This is a genomic window from Streptomyces lichenis, assembly GCF_023218175.1.
In the GTDB taxonomy this organism is placed as follows: Bacteria; Actinomycetota; Actinomycetes; order Streptomycetales; family Streptomycetaceae; genus Streptomyces; species Streptomyces lichenis.
Window position 1 is genome coordinate 1 of sequence record NZ_JALPTH010000054.1, and the last position, 15,214, is coordinate 15,214.

General features: G+C 73.0%; 12 protein-coding genes and 1 pseudogene. 2 read left to right on the forward strand and 11 right to left on the reverse strand.

The annotated features are described in order from the left end of the window. Positions 1 to 241: 241 nt before the first annotated feature. The gene (locus tag M1O15_RS30950) at positions 242 to 1,249 is read right to left on the reverse strand and encodes a stage II sporulation protein M (RefSeq protein WP_248637566.1); all 1,008 of its coding nucleotides are present in this window, start codon (positions 1,247 to 1,249) and stop codon (positions 242 to 244) included. Positions 1,250 to 1,394: 145 nt separating this feature from the next. Here M1O15_RS30950 and M1O15_RS30955 point away from each other — a divergent pair, with 145 nt between their 5' ends. Continuing rightward, complete coding sequence (locus tag M1O15_RS30955; RefSeq protein ID WP_248637567.1) at positions 1,395 to 2,282, forward strand: RDD family protein; 888 nt, start codon at positions 1,395 to 1,397, stop codon at positions 2,280 to 2,282. Positions 2,283 to 2,319: 37 nt separating this feature from the next. On the opposite strand, the gene M1O15_RS30960 is transcribed toward M1O15_RS30955, so the two are convergent. The 8 genes from M1O15_RS30960 to M1O15_RS30995 form a co-directional block, all read right to left on the reverse strand. Next, on the reverse strand, positions 2,320 to 2,967 hold the full coding sequence (locus M1O15_RS30960; RefSeq protein WP_248637568.1) for a hypothetical protein: 648 nt from the start codon (positions 2,965 to 2,967) through the stop codon (positions 2,320 to 2,322). 147 nt (positions 2,968 to 3,114) lie between these two features. Further along, positions 3,115 to 4,572, reverse strand: a complete 1,458-nt coding sequence (gene ahcY / locus M1O15_RS30965) for an adenosylhomocysteinase (protein ID WP_248637569.1) — start codon at positions 4,570 to 4,572, stop codon at positions 3,115 to 3,117. A 377-nt stretch (positions 4,573 to 4,949) separates the two neighbouring features. Continuing rightward, positions 4,950 to 5,945: a cation diffusion facilitator family transporter gene (locus M1O15_RS30970; protein ID WP_248637570.1), complete on the reverse strand. Its 996-nt coding sequence runs from the start codon at positions 5,943 to 5,945 to the stop codon at positions 4,950 to 4,952. 130 nt (positions 5,946 to 6,075) lie between these two features. After that, positions 6,076 to 7,239: a mannose-6-phosphate isomerase, class I gene (gene manA, locus M1O15_RS30975; RefSeq protein WP_248637571.1), complete on the reverse strand. Its 1,164-nt coding sequence runs from the start codon at positions 7,237 to 7,239 to the stop codon at positions 6,076 to 6,078. A gap of 264 nt (positions 7,240 to 7,503) precedes the next feature. Next, a complete protein-coding gene (locus M1O15_RS30980) occupies positions 7,504 to 8,646 on the reverse strand; it encodes an SIS domain-containing protein (protein WP_248637572.1) in 1,143 nt (380 codons plus the stop codon). Positions 8,647 to 9,144: 498 nt separating this feature from the next. Beyond that, positions 9,145 to 9,327 carry a Trm112 family protein gene (locus M1O15_RS30985; RefSeq protein ID WP_248637573.1) on the reverse strand — a complete coding sequence of 61 codons (183 nt, stop codon included), beginning with the start codon at positions 9,325 to 9,327 and terminating at the stop codon, positions 9,145 to 9,147. 207 nt (positions 9,328 to 9,534) lie between these two features. Then, a complete protein-coding gene (locus M1O15_RS30990) occupies positions 9,535 to 10,902 on the reverse strand; it encodes a phosphomannomutase/phosphoglucomutase (protein ID WP_248637574.1) in 1,368 nt (455 codons plus the stop codon). Between the two features lie 149 nt (positions 10,903 to 11,051). Continuing rightward, on the reverse strand, positions 11,052 to 11,483 hold the full coding sequence (locus M1O15_RS30995; protein ID WP_248637575.1) for a DUF3499 domain-containing protein: 432 nt from the start codon (positions 11,481 to 11,483) through the stop codon (positions 11,052 to 11,054). A gap of 942 nt (positions 11,484 to 12,425) precedes the next feature. On the opposite strand from M1O15_RS30995, the gene M1O15_RS31000 reads away from it, so the two are divergent. Continuing rightward, positions 12,426 to 12,854: a metallopeptidase family protein gene (locus M1O15_RS31000; protein WP_248637577.1), complete on the forward strand. Its 429-nt coding sequence runs from the start codon at positions 12,426 to 12,428 to the stop codon at positions 12,852 to 12,854. A 356-nt stretch (positions 12,855 to 13,210) separates the two neighbouring features. Here M1O15_RS31000 and M1O15_RS31005 read toward each other — a convergent pair whose 3' ends face one another. Both M1O15_RS31005 and M1O15_RS31010 read right to left on the reverse strand, forming a co-directional pair. Then, complete coding sequence (locus M1O15_RS31005) at positions 13,211 to 14,800, reverse strand: DUF5719 family protein (RefSeq protein WP_248637576.1); 1,590 nt, start codon at positions 14,798 to 14,800, stop codon at positions 13,211 to 13,213. After that, positions 14,797 to 15,214: pseudogene (locus M1O15_RS31010) on the reverse strand (hypothetical protein); the annotation flags it as partial. The gene M1O15_RS31005 and the pseudogene M1O15_RS31010, both read right to left, overlap by 4 nt.

A 15,214-nucleotide genomic window follows, 5' to 3' on the forward strand; every position in this document is an offset into this window, starting at 1 on the left:
CTCCCCGACTTTATCAGAATCATTCCGACCGGCCTAATCGGCCGGTTTTGTGATTCTGGGGGAATCGAGGGGGGTGGCTCCTGCGGAATGCTTTCCGCACTGGAGCGAGAGAGATGTTAGTAAGTGCGGTCGAACTTGTCCAGTTCGAGGCAACCGTTAGAATCTACCTCCCCGCAAGCACCGTGTCAACGGTTTTTGTGGGCGAAGAGGACAGTAGCAGCTCCGCGGGGCCGAACGCACATCAGGCCGCGGTGGGCAGCTCGGCGCTGCGGTGGGGGGCTTCCACGTCGCCGGTCTCGCCGGCCCTGGCAGCGCGGCCGCCCAGCACGTACACGTACAGCAGGAAGCCCGCCTCGGCGGCGATGCCGATGGCGATCCGGGCCCAGGTGGGCAGGCCGGACGGGGTCACGAAGCCCTCGATGACACCGGACACGAGCAGGACGAGTGCCAGGCCGATGGCCATTCCGACGGCTGCGCGGCCCTGTTCGGCCAGGGCCGACCGGCGGGACCGCGGGCCGGGGTCGATGACCGTCCAGCCGAGCCGGAGTCCGGTGCCGGCGGCGACGAAGACCGCGGTGAGTTCGAGCAGGCCGTGTGGGAGGAGCAGGCCGAGGAAGGTGTCGAGTCGGCCTGCGGACGCCATCAGACCGAGGCCGATCCCGACGTTCATCATGTTGAGGAAGAGGATCCAGAGCACCGGGAGGCAGAGGAAGGCCCCCAGGACCAGGCACATCGCGGCGGCTTGGGCGTTGTTCGTCCACACCTGGGCGGCGAAGGACGTGGCCGGGTGGCTGGAGTAGTAGGACTCGTACTCCCCACCGGGGCGGGTCATCTCGCGTAGGTGCTCCGGGGCGGCGATGGCGGACTGCACCTCGGGGTGCGCCGCTATCCACCAGCCGATGAGCGCCGCGAGGAGGGTGGAGAGCACTGCCGTCGGCACCCACCAGTGGCGGGAGCGGTAGACGGCGGCCGGAAAGCCCCGGGTGAGGAACCGGATCGCGTCGCGCCAGGATGCCCGCCGGGTCCCGGTGACCGTCGCCCTGGCCCGGGCAACCAGCTGAGTCAGCCGGGCGGTGAGGTGCGGGTCGGGCGCGCTGGTCTGGATCAGCGACAGATGGGCGGCCGTGCGCTGGTAGAGCTCGACCAGTTCGTCGGTCTCCGCCCCGGTCAGCCGGCGACCCCGCCCGAGCAGCTGGTCGAGGCGGTCCCACTCGGCTCGGTGGGCGGTCATGAAGACGTCAAGGTCCATGATCGGCTTCTGCTCCAGGCACTGTGCGTACGGTCCGTACTAGTGCGGGCCCCGGTCCTGCGGCACGCTGACGGCCAGCTTGGCAGACTGGCGTTCGGTGGCGTCGCCTCAGGCAGGGGATGGACGTGAAGGAGAGGGTGGGCCCGTGAGCACCGTTGTGACGGGGGATGCGGTGGTGCTCGGGTTGCAGCCCGCGCGCCTGCCGAGCCGGGCCCTGGCCCTGGCGATCGATCTGGTGGTCGTCTGGTCCGCCTATCTGCTCATATCCCTCGGTCTGGCGCTGGCCACCGCCTCGCTCGACGAGGCAGCCGTGATGGCCGTGTCCATTGCCGCCTTCCTTCTGGTGCTGGTGGGCGGACCGATCGCGGTGGAGACGCTGAGCCATGGGCGGTCGCTGGGCAAGCTGGCCTGCGGGCTGCGCGTGGTTCGGGACGACGGCGGGCCCATCCGCTTCCGGCACGCTCTGGTGCGCGGCGCGATGGGGGTGGTCGAGCTGCTGATGACCTTCGGGGTGGTGGCGTGCATCGCCTCGCTGATGTCGGAGCGGGGGCGGCGGGTCGGCGATGTGTTCGCGGGGACCCTGGTGGTGCGGGAACGGATCCCGGCGGGCCGCCGGACGGCCTCACCGCCGCCAATGCCCTGGCTGGCAGGGCGGTTGGGGCAACTCGACCTCTCCGCGGTGCCGGACGAACTGTGGCTGGCGGTGCGCCAGTACCTCTCCCGGGCGGGGCAGCTCGACCCGCAGGTGGGCCGCGCGATGGCGGAACGACTGGCCGACGATCTGGTGGCGCGTACGGGGACGCCTCCGCCGGCGGGGATGCCCGCGTCGGTGTATCTGGCCGGCGTGGTCCAGGAGCGCCAGGCGCGTGACGCCCGGCGGGCGTTCCGCCCCGGCGGCCCCGCGGCTGGTGGTGATGGTGCCCAGGGCGCCGGTGGGACGGGTGGTGCCCCTGGGGCGAACCATGGCGGCGGTGGGGCTGGCGGCTCGGAGTCTGTGCGGCAGCCGGGGACGGGGTTCGCACCGCCCGCGTAACGGCCTGAGGGGCGGACCGGTACCGGCGGCGCGGGCGCTATCGGTCCGGAAGGTCGGGAAGACCGGGGAGTTCAGGAAGGACCGAGGGCGGGGTGTCGAGGTCCTCCAGCTCGATACCGGGGGCGGAAAGCACCACGTCACCGGCGATGTGAACGGTGTGGAGCTCACCGGTGTCCACCGTGCTGACCTGGTACTCGTCCACGGTCAGAGGGCCGTTGTCAGTGGGGTGCGCTTCACTGTTCACCAAGGCCCAGGACTGGTCGACGGTGAGCGGGGCGAGCACCGGGTCGGTGAAGGCGACCAGTCGTACGCGAGTGGACGGGGAACCGGGGGTGAGGCGCAGAAGCCGAGTCGTCGCGATGAGGAACGCCGGGGAGCTGCCGGTGAAGGAGTGGGCGCGCACGCTGCCTTCGCTCGCATGCTCTCCGGAAGGATCGGTACGGACCCAGGTCACGCCGTCGAGGGCGGCGCCGCGGACCCGCCATTCGCGGGCCTGGAGTTCGAGTCGGATCGGTCGGCCGAGGTCGTCGATCGCCAGGTCGACGGAGCCGTTGTGAGCACCGGAGGGGGTGGTCGTCTGTGCGACATAGCGCCAGCCGGACGGGCCGGGGGCGCAGTGGAACTGCTCTCCACCGAGAGGGGTGCGATCGTGCGGATCGTGAAGCGAATAACGGCCGCGGGGCATGGGTCCTGGGACTCTCGGGGTCGGTGTTGAGCCGCGGCGGCCGGTAGCCGGGCAGGCCCCCGTCACGGGGGTGCGGAGGCCTGCCCTGGCTCGGGCGCGGTACGGGTATCGGTGCCGATAGCCGGTGCCGCGCCCAGGCCGGGTGCGTCAGTAGCGGTAGTGGTCGGGCTTGTAGGGGCCGTCGACCTCGACGCCGATGTAGGACGCCTGCTCCGGGCGGAGCGTGGTCAGCTTGACGCCGAGGGCGTCGAGGTGGAGGCGGGCGACCTTCTCGTCCAGGTGCTTGGGGAGGACGTAGACGTCGGTCGGGTACTCCTGCGGCTTGGTGAACAGCTCGATCTGGGCCAGGGTCTGGTCCGCGAACGAGTTGGACATCACGAAGGAGGGGTGACCGGTGGCGTTGCCCAGGTTCAGCAGCCGGCCCTCGGACAGCACGATGATCTTCTTGCCGTCCGCGAAGGTCCAGGTGTGCACCTGGGGCTTGATCTCGTCCTTGACGACACCCTCGACGCGGGCGAGGCCGGCCATGTCGATCTCGTTGTCGAAGTGGCCGATGTTGCCCACGATGGCCTGGTGCTTCATCCGCACCATGTCCGCGGCCATGATGATGTCCTTGTTGCCCGTCGTGGTGACGAAGATGTCGGCCGTCTCCACGACGTCGTCCAGGGTGGTCACCTGGTAGCCGTCCATCGCCGCCTGGAGGGCGCAGATCGGGTCGATCTCGGTGACGATGACCCGGGCGCCCTGGCCGCGCAGGGACTCGGCGCAGCCCTTGCCCACGTCGCCGTAGCCGCAGACCACGGCGGTCTTGCCGCCGATGAGGACGTCGGTGGCACGGTTGATGCCGTCGACGAGGGAGTGGCGGCAGCCGTACTTGTTGTCGAACTTCGACTTGGTGACCGCGTCGTTCACGTTGATCGCGGGGAAGAGGAGGGCGCCGTCGCGGTGCATCTCGTACAGGCGGTGGACACCGGTGGTGGTCTCCTCCGTCACGCCGCGGATCTCCGAGGCGAGGCGGGTCCACTTCTGCGGGTTCTCACCCAGGGTGCGGTTGAGCACGCGCAGGATGTGCGCGTACTCCTCGCTGTCCGCGGTGGCCGGGTCCGGGGCCTGGCCGGCCTTCTCGAACTCGACGCCCTTGTGGACGAGGAGGGTGGCGTCACCGCCGTCGTCCAGGATCATGTTCGGGCCGCCGGTGGGGCTGTCCGGCCAGGTCAGCGCCTGCTCGGTGCACCACCAGTACTCCTCCAGCGTCTCGCCCTTCCAGGCGAAGACGGGGACGCCCTGGGGCTCCTCGGGGGTGCCGTTCGGGCCGACCGCGATGGCGGCGGCCGCGTGGTCCTGGGTGGAGAAGATGTTGCAGGAGGCCCAGCGGACCTGCGCGCCGAGCGCGACCAGGGTCTCGATGAGGACGGCGGTCTGCACCGTCATGTGCAGGGAGCCGGTGACCCGGGCGCCCGCCAGCGGCTGGGCGTCCGCGTACTCCGCGCGGATCGCCATCAGGCCCGGCATCTCGTGCTCGGCGAGGGTGATCTCCTTGCGGCCGAAGGTGGCCAGGGAGAGGTCGGCGACCTTGAAGTCCTGTCGGTTCGCGACAGTCGACATATCGAGCTGCTCCTCGTGTGTGGGTCGAGGGTGGGTACGTCTGGCTCTGCGAGATGGCCGCATCCAAGGATGCCTGGTCATGCTCGCAGAGCAGTCGTCGGAGGCCCTCTCTCCCTCGGCCGGTCCGTACGGGACCGCCCGACCGCCATCAGCAGCGACGTCTGACTCTTGTCACGAATCTACACCGATCGGCTGTGCGAGCCGAAGCCTTTCGGACACGGTGCAGGCCGGGTGACGCTGCGGGGCCCGGGGGGCCGAGGGACGGGAGAGGCCCGGCCTCCCCCTGAAGGGGTGGGAGACCGGGCCGTCCCAGCGGTGCTGTGCTCTTGCTGTGCCGTGCGATATCGCGCGGTGTGGTGCGGGACTGTCCGAGACGGTTACAGGGAGCCGGGGGTCTCGGGGGCCTGCGGGGCCTCGGATGCCTCGGTCTGCGGCTTGATGGCTTCCGACGGCTCGGACCTAGAGGCCTGGAAGATGTCGGGCTCCAGGTAGATGACCCGGGCGATGGGGACCGCGGCGCGGACGCGGGACTCGGCCGCGTCGATCGCCGCCGCCACCTCGGTGGCCGTGTCGTCGTGCTGCACCGCGATCTTGGCGGCGACCAGCAGCTCCTCCGGGCCCAGGTGCATGGTGCGCATGTGGATGACACCGGTCACCGTGTCACCGTCGACGAGCGAGGCCTCGATCTTCCGTACGTCCTCGATGCCGGCGGACTCGCCCAGCAGCAGCGACTTGGTCTCGGCCGCCAGCACCAGGGCGATGAGGACCAGCAGGATGCCGATGCAGAGAGTGCCGATGCCGTCCCAGACGCCGTTGCCGGTGAGGATGGCCAGGCCGACGCCGAACAGGGCCAGGACCAGGCCGACCAGCGCGCCCAGGTCCTCCAGGAGGACGACCGGCAGCTCGGGCGCCTTGGCCCGGCGGACGAACTCCTTCCAGGACTGCTTGCCGCGCAGGTGGTTGGACTCCTTGATGGCCGTACGGAACGAGAAGCTCTCCGCGAGGATCGCGAAGACCAGAACGCCGACCGGCCACCACCAGTCGGTGAGCTCGTGCGGGTGCTTGATCTTCTCGTAGCCCTCGTACAGGGCGAACATCCCGCCGAGCGAGAAGAGCACGATGGAGACGAGGAAGGCGTAGATGTAGCGCTCGCGGCCGTAGCCGAAGGGGTGCTCCGGGGTGGCCTGCCGCTTGGCCTTCTTGCCGCCGACCAGCAGCAGGCCCTGGTTGCCGGAGTCGGCGAGCGAGTGGACGCTCTCCGCCAGCATCGAGGACGAGCCGCTGAAGAGGAACGCGACGAACTTGGCGACCGCGATCGCGAGGTTCGCAGCGAGGGCCGCCACGATTGCTTTGGTTCCGCCTGACGCACTCATGGGTGCCGTCGTCCCTTCGTAGTTGCGGTGCCGGGTCCGGCCGTACGGCGTTGGACGTACGGCCGCACATTGTGGCAGCAGTGCCGGCTGGGGCGGACGTCAGACGGTGGCAGGAGCGCCCGGACGGGTCTCAGGCGACCACGGTCGCCCGGAACACCGTGCCGGTTCCGGACAGTTCGACCGGTTCGCCCGCCGGGACGAAGACAGAGCGGCCGGGCGCGAGCGGCACCTCCCCGGCCTGCGGGTTCCCGGCGGTGGCGAGCAGGATCTGCGGGGTGGCCGCGGTGAGGTCGACGGGGGCCGCGGCCTCGGCCCGTACGAAGCGGGAGAGCCGGAACTCCTCCACCGGGGTCTCGTAGACCTCCTCCCCGGACGGTGCCGCCTCCGGGCGCAGTACGGCCGGGTCGTCGGCCTCGAAGCGTACGACGCGCAGCAGTTCGGGCACGTCGACGTGCTTGGGCGTCAGCCCGCAACGCAGGACGTTGTCGGAGTTGGCCATGATCTCCACCCCGAGTCCGGAGAAGTAGGCGTGCGGGACTCCGGCTCCCAGGTAAAGGGCCTCGCCGGGCTGGAGCACCACATGGTTGAGCAGCATCGCGGCGAGCACACCCGGGTCGCCGGGGTAGTGGTGGGCGAGGGCGGCGTACGGAGCGTGGGCACCGCCGAGCCGATCGCAGGCGGCGGTGGTCTCGTGCACGGTGGCGGCGATCTCGTCGCGGTCGGCGGTGAGCAGCGCCGTCAGGACCTCCCGCAGGGCCGCCTCCTCGGGATGGGCGTGCAGCAGGTCGACGTACGGCTTGAGCGTGTCCACGTTGAGGGCGGCGAGCAGTTCGGCGCTGTCGTCGGGGATGCGGAAGCCGCAGAGTCCCTCGAACGGGGTGAGCGCGCAGATCAGTTCGGGCTTGTGGTTGGCGTCGCGGTAGTTGCGGTGCGGCGCGTCGAGCGGGACGCCGGCGCGCTCCTCGGCCGCGAAGCCGTCGCGCGCCTGCGCGAGGTCGGGGTGGACCTGGAGGGAGAGCGGTGCGTCGGCGGCCAGGAGCTTCAGCAGGAACGGCAGCCGGGGGCCGAACTTCGCCACGGTGGCGGCGCCCAGCTCCCGTTCCGGATCGGCGGTGATGAGGGCGTCGAGCGGCCGCTCGGCACCGTCTCGGACGGCTCGCGAGGGCGCGCCGGGGTGGGCGCCCATCCACATCTCGGCCTGCGGCTCACCGGTGGGTTCGGTGCCGAGCAGGTGCGGGATGGCCGTCGGAGAGCCCCAGGCGTAGGGGCGGACGGTGTTGGAGAGGCGGTCCATGGGGCCTTCCTTCGACGTTCTGCGTTCTGCGTTCCGCGTGTACGTGCCGCGTTCTGCGCTGTACGTACCGCGTTCTCGGACCGGTTCGGGCCCGTGGTTCCCGGCCACCGCGACGGGTCGGCGGCCGTACTGGTCGGGGCATGGTCGCCATCGCGTGTGTGCCCGGGATGTCCGTACGGGGTCCCTCAGGTGACGGGCGCGCGTACGGGGCTCCACGGACCGGCCGCCCCTCCGTCCGCCCACCGACCGGACCGGGGTCGCCGGTCAGGCGGACTCGCTGCCGGAGGCGAGGGCGAGGTACCCGGCGGCGAAGTCCGTCACGGCGAGCAGCTCGGCGAACGCCTCCAGTTCGGTCGCCCCCTCCTCCGGTTCCAGTTCGCTGATGGTGGTGTCATGGCCGAGCGCCAGCTCCCGGGCGGCCGGGGCGGCGCTCAGCCCGCCGGTGGGCCGGTCCCGGAGCAGGACGACCCGGGCGCGCAGGGCCTGCGCCTCCTCGACCCGGTCCCGGAAGAAGTCGTCGGGATCGGCCGCGGCCGCCAGGTCGCCGGCGAGCAGGACGCCGTGCGCCGGCAGCGCCTCGGGCAGTTCGGCGGCGAGGGCCGGGCGGCCGGCGAGCTCGGCCAGTACGGCGGCGAACCGGCGGCCGATGGGCCCGGCCGCCACCGTCCCCTCGGTCCAGATGATCGGCAGGCTGTCGGCGAGCTCGGCGGCGAGCGTCTTGGCCGGGTTCTCGTAGGTGGCGACCGCCGGTCCGCACCGCTCGGCGGTCCGGTCGAGCCGGTCGGCCACCCGTTGCAGTGCCTCGGCCGGGGCGTCCAGCAAGCCGACCCGGTCGAGCAGGGCGAGCAGCGGGGTCAGCAGCGCCCACAGGGCACCGGGACTGGCGCCCGGAGTCTCGTCGTACAGCTCGTGCGGGGCGGTCGCCATCGGCACGACCAGCCCGTGCGCGCCTTCGACGGCCTCGGCGACCGGCGAGCCGGTCGGGGTGACGGCGACGACGGTGACCCCGCGCCGGTACGCCTGCTCGGCGAGGAGCCCGAGGCCGGGTTCGGTGCCGTCGGTGGTGGCGATCAGCAGCAGGTCGACCGAGCCTGCCCAGCCCGGCAGCGTCCAGCGCAGGGCGCCAGCGGCGGGTGCGACGCCGGTCGGGTGCAGCCGGGTGACCGGCGCGGACGCCCCGGCGAGCGCGCCGACCAGGTCGGCCACCCCGATGGCGGCCGTCCCGGGGCCGGCGACCAGGACGGCGCGGGGCCGCCCCTCGGGGCTCAGCGCGGAGACACCCGCCTCGGTGGCGTGCAGAACGGCGGTGCGGACCCGCGCCCCGGCCTCGGCCGCCCCGCGGAGGAGCCCGCGGCGGTCGGCCCGGGCCAGGGCGTCCGGGTCGTCGAGCAGGGACTCGTCGAACATGGGGTGGGCCTCCGATCGCCGCGCGGGCTGTGGCGGTACGGGTTGTCACGGGGCTCTTGCCCGCCCCGCGGCGTTTCACCGGACGGGCGGAAGCCGTGGAATGGGCGGGACCTGCGGAGGAACGGCCGGTGGGGGCGACTCGTAGGGGGCGGCCTGTGGCTGACGGGCAGCCCGTGGTGGGCGGGAGGCCCATGGGGGCCGAGGCCCCGGGGGCGGACTGGGGGTCGTCGGCGGACGACTGTGCGGGGCGGCCGGGACACCCGTACGCCGGGATGTCCCCCACGGCCAGGATGACGGTACGGGGCGGGGCGGGGTCGGCCGTACGAAGCCCGGTCCGGCCCTACGAAGCCGGGGCGGCCGTACGGGGTCAGGAGGACCGTACGAGAGGGGATGGCGCGCTCGTACGCGGCCCCGAACTCGTACACGCCCCCGGGCTCGTACGGCTCCGGGCTCCGGCCGGCGGGCGATGGCCCGGGGCTGGCGGCCAGCGGCCGGTGGTCAGCCGGGGCGGCGCGCCTCGTCCACCAGGAGCACCGGGATGCCGTCGCGGACCGGGTAGGCGAGACCGCAGGAGTCACCCGTGCAGACCAGCTCGGGGTCCTCGTCCGCCGTGCGGTCATCGAGCGGGGCGTGGCAGGCGGGGCAGGCGAGGATCTCCAGGAGGCCGGCGTCGAGCGGCATGGGAGGGTCCTTTCACACGGGGTGCGGGGCACTCGGGATACGGCGCGCACGGGGCGCGGGGCGCAGGCGCCGACCGGTGCGGGGAGGCGTCGGGCCACGTCAGCCTACCGCCGAGAGGCCTGGCCGCCGTGTGCGGGCGGGCGATGGCGCGGCCCTTTCAGCGCCGCGACCCTCCTTGGTGGGGGACCCGGCCGACCGGGCGTCTCGTCAGGCCTCGGCGCGGACCAGGGCCAGCACCTCGTCGCGGAGCCCGGCCATCGTCGGCTCGTCGCGCGCCTCGACGTTGAGACGGAGCAGCGGCTCGGTGTTGGAGGGGCGGAGGTTGAACCACCAGTCGGCCGCCGAGACGGTGAGCCCGTCCATCTCGTCCAGGGTGACGCCGTCCCGGGCGGCGAAGGCCTCGCGTACCGCCGCGGTGCGGGCACCCTGGTCGGCGACGGTGGAGTTGATCTCACCGGAGCCGGTGTAGCGGGCGTACTCCGCGACCAGCGAGGACAGCGGCTGGTCCTGGCCGCCGAGGGCCGCGAGCACGTGCAGCGCGGCCAGCATGCCGGTGTCCGCGTTCCAGAAGTCCCGGAAGTAGTAGTGCGCCGAGTGCTCGCCGCCGAAGATCGCGCCGGTACGGGCCATCTCCTCCTTGATGAAGGAATGGCCCACCCGGGTGCGCACCGGGGTGCCGCCGTGCTCGCGCACCACCTCGGGCACCGACCAGGAGGTGATCAGGTTGTGGATGACCGTGCCGCCGGGGTGCTTGGCGAGCTCGCGAGCGGCGACCAGGGCGGTGATCGCGGACGGGGAGACCGGGTCGCCGTTCTGGTCCACGACGAAGCAGCGGTCGGCGTCACCGTCGAAGGCGAGGCCGAGGTCGGCGCCCTCCTCGCGGACTCGGTGCTGAAGATCGACCAGATTCGCCGGGTCGAGGGGGTTGGCCTCGTGGTTGGGGAAGGTGCCGTCCAGTTCGAAGTACATCGGGACGAGGGTGAGCGGCAGCCCGTCGAAGACGGTGGGGACGGTGTGGCCGCCCATGCCGTTGCCCGCGTCCACCACGACCTTCAGCGGCCGGATGGCGGTGAGGTCGACCAGCGACTTCAGGTGGCGGGCGTAGTCGGCGAGGGTGTCGCGGGTGCGCAGGGTGCCCGGTACGGGCACGTCGGCCGGGGCGCCGTCGCGCTGCCACTCCTCGACCAGGGCGCGGATCTCGGACAGCCCGGTGTCCTGGCCGACCGGGGCGGCACCGGCCCGGCACATCTTGATGCCGTTGTACTGGGCGGGGTTGTGCGAGGCGGTGAACATTGCGCCCGGCAGCCCGAGCGCCCCGGAGGCGTAGTAGAGCTGGTCCGTCGAGCAGAGGCCGATCAGGGTGACGTCCGCGCCGCGGGCCGCCGCGCCACGGGCGAAGGCGTCGACGAGGCCGGGCGAGGAGGGGCGCATGTCGTGTCCCACGATGAGGGCGCTCGCACCGGTCACCTCGGCGAAGGCGGCGCCGAGCAGCCGGGCCAGCGGTTCGTCCCACTCCTCCGGCACGACCCCGCGCACGTCGTACGCCTTCACGATCCGAGACAGATCAACCGACACGTCCTCGCCCCACCCTCCTACAGCCCTGTACTGGGTGAACAAACTACCCGCAGGTCACCTGTCCGCAGGTCCTGGGCCGGGATCCCGCCGCCCGGCACGGAGAAGCGGAGACCGGTGACCTACGCGGGGAGGGTGAAGGTGGTGGGAATCTACGAGTCCGGGGACCGCAGCACACGGAGGTGGCCGCGTCGGCCGACCTCCACCGGGTCGCCGCCGCGTCCGCCGTTCTTGCCACCGGACTGGGCGGCGCGCTCCTGCGGGCGGGCCGCCTCGCGGACGGCGTTGGCGAGGGCCTCCAGGTCGTCACCGCTGGGGCGGGCCGGACCCGAGGCGTCGGAGAGGCGGACGACCTCCCAGCCGCGCGGCGCGGTCAGGCGCTCACTGTGCTCGGCGCAGAGGTCGTAGCAGTGGGGTTCGGCGTAGGTGGCGAGCGGGCCGAGGACCGCGGTCGAGTCGGCATAGACGTACGTCAGTGTCGCGACGGCAGGGCGGCCGCACGCGGTGCGCGAACAGCGACGTACAGGGCTCACGATGTTGGACGGTACCGCACTCTTGAGCGGGCCGCGACGACTCTCCCTCACGTCACCCGCCCGTGTCGTGGCGTGATGTCCGCCACACCCGCCGTCGAGCGCCCCGGTTCGACCAGCGGAAAGAGCGGCGGGGCGGGCGTTCGCGCGGCTGGAACCGGACACCGGACCGAACGAATCCGGTCGTTCGGGGGGCGCGCCCGGTCCGGCACCGCCGGACGGCCGTACGCAACCGTGACCGGAACGTTCACTCCGCGACACACGGGGATGGGCGCGGGCCGCGGATCCGGAGGGGCTGGCCCGGAGTGCGCCCGAGGTGAACCGCGGATGCCCCGGGGACGCGGGCCGGGGTGGGGTGGGTTGGGGTGGGGTGGGTCGGGTTGCGATGCCCTGGTGCGCGGGCCGGTGCCCTACGAGCGTGGGCGGGCGGGTTGGGGGATGCTCTGGGGGGCGGGCACGGGTGGGCCATCGGCCACCCGGGGAGGCGCGGGCTCGGGGATGCGCCGGGGGCGCGGCCAGGGGATGCGCCTGCGGGCGTGGGCTGGAGTGGGCAGCGGGACGCCCCGAGGGGGGAGCGGGTCGGGCAGGGGGTGGGGCCACGGGACGCTGGGACAGTGCCCAATGGGCGCCGCCCCAGAGGGAGCCGGGCGGGGGTTGGTCCGCGGTGGGTGGGTGGAGGCGGGGCCCCGCCGGATCCGGGGGGTGCGGGTCCAGCGGGGCGGGTCGTGCCGGACGGGGCCGCGTGGGTTGTGGATCGGGTGGGCGGCGGTGGGCCGGGAGGGTGAGCGGGCCGAGAGGGTGGTGGGCCGGGGGCGGCGGGTGGCCCCCGGGCGGGCGGCGGGCCAGGGTCGGCGGGTTGCCCCCGGGCGGGGTCAGGGCTGGCGTCGGACCGGGCCAGGCGGGTGGCGGGCCGGGGTCGACGGGTCGCCCCTGGGCGGGGCCGGGCGGGCGTCGGACCGGGCCAGGAGGGTGGCGGGCGGCTACGCTGCCGTAGTGATGGACAGTCCCGTACCGCCCCGTCCGGCCGAGCCCCGGCCGCGCCGCCGAGACCGCCATGGTCGAGGGATGCGCGGGCCCGTGGCGCCGCCGCAGGTGCCGCTCTCGGTGACCCGTTCCGACACCTTCCGCGACCTGGTGCAGGACTCGGTCGAGCGGCTGGAGCGGCACTGGCCGCAACTCGCCGAGGTGGACTTCCATGTGCTGGAGGTGCCCCAGCCGACGGACGAGTCGGTTCCGTTGGGCAGCTCCGCCCCGGCCGACCGCGACCGGCCGGCCCGGGTCGTGGTGTACCGCCGCCCGGTGGAGCTACGGGCCAAGACCCGGGACGAGCGGGCGCTGCTGGTCCACGAGGTGGTGGTCGAGCAGGTCGCGGAGCTGCTGGGCCTCGCACCGGAGTCGGTCGATCCCCGCTACGGCCAGGACTGATCCCGGCACTCGCTACGGCCCGTCCCGCCATCGCCCGCCACCGCCCGTAGGGCCCGTCCCGCTACCGCCTGTAGGGCCCGTCCCGGCGTCGCCCGTCTCCGCCAAGGCCCGTACCCGCTATGGCCGGCTTCCGCTGCGGCCCGGCCTCCGCTACTACGGCCCGGCCTCCGCTTCGGCTCAATCCCCGTTGGCGGGGTGGCTTGCTCGGCTGCTTTCTTGTCGTAGGGATGTGGTGGCTGGGGCGGGTCGATCGCCTGGGGGCCTGGCCCGCCCGCCCGCTGCTTCCTATTTGGGCAACGAATCGGAGGGGTGGTGAAGTGCCCGTTGGCGAGGACTCGCCACGCACGTTGCGGTCGTCAGTCGGTGAGGACGGTGAGGTCCTGGCGGGCGGTGGGGATCTCCACGGTGCCGCGGTCGTCCTCCAGTGGCTGGACGGTGAACATGGGGATGCCGTCCTCGGGTTCGGCGAGCATCCGGGACGCGTACACCGGGCCGCCGGAGACGGTCTCGGCGGTCAGTGCGTAGGTGCCCTTGAGACCGGTGGGGATGGAAGGAACGACGGCCGTCGTGGTGCCGCGTTTGACGGTGTAGGTCTTGGTGGCGGGGGTGCCGCCCTCGGTGCCGGCGGAGGCGGTGACCTTCACCTGGGCGTCCGCGGTGAGCGCGGTGAGGGTGAGGGTGGTGCCCTTGGCGGAGCTGCCGGCGGCGGTGGCTCGCTCGCCGATCGGGCCGCCGGCCGGGATGAAGGCCGTTTCCTGGTTGTCGCCTGAGCCTCGGGTCACTTTCAGGGCGGCGACGACCGGGGGCTTCTTGCCGGGCTGGGAGGGGGTGAGGAGGAGGGTGCCGGCCTCGCCGCGGGTGAGGTTCTTGAGATCCACCGCGGCGGTCATCCCCGCCTTGACGTGCAGGGACTGGGCGGCGGCCGGGGTCACCGTACTGGTCTTGCCGGCGAGCTGGATCTTCAGGTCGGCGTCGCTCTCGCCGGGCGCGTGCGCCACCAGCCGTACCGAGGTGGCGTCGGCCGGGATACCGGGGAGGACCAGGCTGCCGGACGGGTCGGCCGAGGCGGTCAGCCAGTCGCTGCCCTGTTCGTCGTGGGCCGCGCGGACGGCGGCGCCGAGCCGGCCGGCGCGGGTGGTCACATGGACGGTGACGTCCTCGGTCGCCTTCTCGGCGGTCAGGGTCGACAGCAGGACGGGGACGCTGGAGCGGGCCGGGACGGTGACGCCCTCGGTGAGTTGGGACTTCAGCTCGCCCTCGGGCCCGTAGAGGTCGATGTCGGCGACCACGGCGGCGTCGTCCGGGTTGGTGAGGTGGACGTAGTCCTGACGCTCGGCGGAGGTGGAGGCGCCGGGGAACCAGAGGTCGGTGTCGGGCGCGGGGCAGCTCAGACCGAGCATTCCGCGGCCGTCGCCGCCGGAGACGGTGGTGGTCTGCTGGGTCGTCCAGCCGGGGGCCGCGGCTCCGGTCGCCTTGCCGATCAGGGCAGTGGCGTCCGCGCTGTCGGTCTCCAGCCTGACGGGCTTGCCCGGCTGGGTGAGGGTGAGGAGGGGCTTGGCGGCCGTTGCTTTCGCGTCGGGGGTCTGCTTCTTGTCCTTGGGGGCGGGCTTGTCGGCGGTGGTGGTCGCGGCGGGGTAGAGGTCGGCGCGGGGGGCGGCGGTGGGGGTGCTGGAAGTGGCTGCGCCGTCGGCGGGCCGGGACGTCCCGGGGATGCCGGTCGGGGTGAAGGAGGTGTAGGTCGTGTCCGCGACCTCGGAGTCGCTGGGCGCGGGGCAGAGCAGGCCGGTCCGCTCGACCGGGAGCCGGGTGCGGGAGCCGGTGGACGCGGCCGGCTTGCCGTCGGCGCCTGTCCCCGAGGAGGAGGCGGGGGCGGTGAGGGTGGCAAAGCCGGTGACGGCGGCGAGGGCGGTGGCGACGGCGGCCAGGGAGAGGGTGGTCCGGTTCACTGGTCGCTGCTCCCGTCGGGCCGCTGGTGGTGGCGGCGCTGCTGCTCGTCGTCGTACGTGTAGCCGTAGGGATGTTGGTCGTAGCCGGTGGACGCGTTCCCGGGCGGCTGGTTGTGCTCGGCGGGCTGCCGGCCGTACGCGGGAGGCTGTTGGCCGTACGGGGGGTGGGTGGGGTCGCCGGGCGGGTACTGCTGGTACGGATCGGTCTCGGCGTAGCCGGGCTGGGGCTGGCCGTAAGCGGCCTCGGTCCCGTGGTGGTAGCCGGACTGGTCGCCGTACGCGGGCTGCTGCCCGTAGCCGGACGGGTCCGGGTAGCCGGAGGCCGTGCCGTAAGGGTCCTGGTGCGGCGGGGCGTCGTCCCAGTGGGCGTGGGCGGGCTGGGCTGGGACCTGGCCGTATCCGGTGGGGTCGGGG